We start from the raw sequence: 2844 nt of genomic DNA on the forward strand, positions 1-2844 counted from the left end.
AAGCTTGAGCAGATCAAGCCCGACATCGCCACCTGGTGGACGTCCGGCGGGCAGTCGGCGCAGCTGATCAGCGACGGCGAAGTGGACATGATCCAGGCCTGGAACGGCCGTATCACCGCCGTACAGGCCGCCGGCGCACCCGTGGCATTCGACTACAACCAGGGTGTGCTGGAAACCAACTCGTTGTGCGTCCTCAAAGGCTCGCCGCACAAGGTGGCCGCCATGAAATTCGTCAACGAGGCCATCGATGCCAAACTGCAAGCGGCGTTGCCGATGATCATCGACTACGGCCCGCTCAACCCCGAAGCCTTCAAGACCGGGGTAATCCCGGCCGAGCGCGAGGCCAAGCTGCCTTCCGCACCCGGCAACATCTCGCGCCAGGCCCTGCTCTCGGCGCAATGGTGGGCCTCCGAAGCCGGGGTCAAGGCCGAAGAACGCTGGTTGTCCTTCGTCCAGAAAAAATAGCCATCGGCCGTTGCTGCGCCGCAGGCCAGAGGCCTCGGCGCAGGACATGCCGTCTGCCCCCGCGATTTCGACATAAAGCGCTTGCGCACCGGTCAATTGCGTCCACTTCATTCGTTGGCATCCCGGTACATTAGGCCTGAGGGTCCCGCAGAGTGACCTGTGCAGACAACTCGCGCTCGCCTCAAGTACCTGCCCACCATTGGGAGTTCTTCACATGACATTACCCGAGCACCGCACCCTGCTGTCCGCCAGGACGACTGCCACCGCCAGCGCTACCCGTCAGTGCTGGATACCCTCCAGCACTGCGCAGTGACGAGAGGTCATCATGTCCAACGCCTATCTCGCCAAATCCATGCCCGACTCCAGCGACCAGCAGCACCAGCCGCCCATGACCAGCGAAGACGCCCTGGCCCGTGAAGAACGCAAGGAGCACACCTCCATGCTGTTGCTGCTCACCCCGGCGCTGGTCATGGTCGTGGTGCTGTTGATCATGCCGCTGTGCTGGCTGGCCTTTCAGTCGGTCCAGACCGAGGAAGGGTTTTCCCTGGCCAACTACATCCGGATTTTCCAGGAAAGCATTTACTGGGACACCTTCGCCCTGACCTTCAAGATCAGTTTCCTGGTGACGATCCTGTCGATCGTCATGGGCTTCCCCATTGCCTACGCCGCTTCGCGCCTGCAGGGTTTCTGGGCCAACCTGATTCTGATCTGCGTGATCCTGCCGTTCTGGACCAGCGTGCTGGTGCGGGCCTATGCCTGGCTGGTGCTCCTGCAACGCCGCGGACTGGTCAATCAGACGCTGATGGACCTTGGCATCATCGACCAACCCCTGACGCTGATGCACAACACCACTGGCACGGTAATCGGCACCCTGCACGTCATGCTGCCCTTTATGGTCCTGCCGCTGTATTCGGTGATGAAAAAAATCCCCCAGGACCTCATGCAAGCGTCCGAGAGCCTTGGCGCCAAACCCTTCTACACCTTCCGCCGGGTCTTCCTGCCGATGGCAGCGCCGGGGGTCATGGCCGGTTCCATCCTGGTGTTCGTCATCTGCCTAGGCTTCTTCATCACCCCGGAACTGCTCGGCGGTGGCCGCACGATCCTGGTGTCGATGCTGGTGCAACGCAACGTCGAGCTCTATCACGCCTGGGGCGCAGCCAGCGCAGTCGGCCTGGTGCTGCTGTTTGTGGTGTTCCTGATCTTCTGGGGCATCAATCGCTTCATCCCCATCGAACGCATCCTGGGAGCGCGCTAAATGAACCTGCTTGCCAACCTGCGTCACCTTCGCCTGTCCCACGTGCTGTTCACGGTGCTGGTCGCGGCGATCCTGCTGTACCTGATCATCCCGGTGCTGATCGTGGTACCCATGTCGTTCTCCGAGGCGCGCTTCCTGCAATTCCCTCCCAAGCAATGGTCCTTCCACTGGTACGAGGCGTTCTTCAACAGCGTGGAGTGGATGTCGGCGGCGCGGGTCAGTCTGATCACGGCATTTTTCACCATGGCCATCAGCCTGCCGATTGGTATGGCGGCCGCCTACGCCATCAACAACTCCAGCCTGAAGGTGGTGCGTACGCTGCAGATCATCCTGCTGCTGCCGATGATGGTGCCCATCATCCTGATCGCCGCCGGCGTGTTCTTCGTTTACGCCCGGGTCGGCCTGATCAGCACGCTGACCGGCCTGGTGCTGGCGCACATCATGCTCGCCTTGCCCTACGTGATCATCGCGCTGCTGGCCGGTCTGCGTAACTTCGACATGTCCCAGGAAATGGTGGCGCGCAGCCTGGGCATGAACCGCTTTCGCGCCTTCATGGCCGTGACCCTGCCGCAGATCAAGCCCAGTGTGGTCTCGGCGACACTGTTCGCCTTCATCACCTCGCTGGATGAAACTGTGGTGGCGCTGTTCATCTCCGGCGGCGACAACCAGACTCTGACCAAGCGCATGTTCACGGCGCTGCGCGACGAGATCGATCCGACCATTGCCGCTATCAGTTCGATCCTGATCCTGGCGTCGCTGATCCTGGTGGTGATTGCCGGTCGCAACAAACAATAAGCAACAACGCACTCCCCCTCTGCAAACACACTTGCCCGCCATTGCGGGCAAGTGTGTTTTTGCGTCCTGACCACGCACGCCCATGCCGACGTGCAGCCCAGCACAGCCTGCCGTCACACGGCTTAATTCAGCATCTATCACCCGTGTCCAGGCCCATCTCGGGGGAACCGCAGAATTCGGAAAAAATCGTACGCTAAGCTAAGGAAATCCTGAAAAAGGCTTCCTGATTTGGCAAAATCCCCGGACACCAATCACCGAGCTTTTCGATGATGAAGCAAATGACCTTCGCCGACGCCGAGTACGCCGGTAAGCGCAAGCAGACCCGCAAG

Annotated in this window: 3 protein-coding genes; all 3 read left to right on the forward strand. The window is 60.7% G+C overall.

The features are described from left to right. Positions 1–465 (forward strand): extracellular solute-binding protein (locus MF6396_RS27925; protein ID WP_153046149.1); only part of this gene is annotated, 465 nt, incomplete at its 5' end. 325 nt (positions 466–790) lie between these two features. Next, positions 791–1720 (forward strand): ABC transporter permease, encoded by a 930-nt coding sequence (locus MF6396_RS27930; protein WP_003465031.1) that lies wholly within the window; start codon positions 791–793, stop codon positions 1718–1720. Beyond that, positions 1721–2515, forward strand: coding sequence for an ABC transporter permease (locus tag MF6396_RS27935; RefSeq protein ID WP_003465028.1), 795 nt, complete (start codon positions 1721–1723; stop codon positions 2513–2515). Positions 2516–2844: the final 329 nt, after the last annotated feature.

Origin of the sequence: Pseudomonas sp. MF6396 (assembly GCF_002018915.1) — a bacterium.
GTDB lineage: Bacteria > Pseudomonadota > Gammaproteobacteria > Pseudomonadales > Pseudomonadaceae > Aquipseudomonas > Aquipseudomonas palmensis.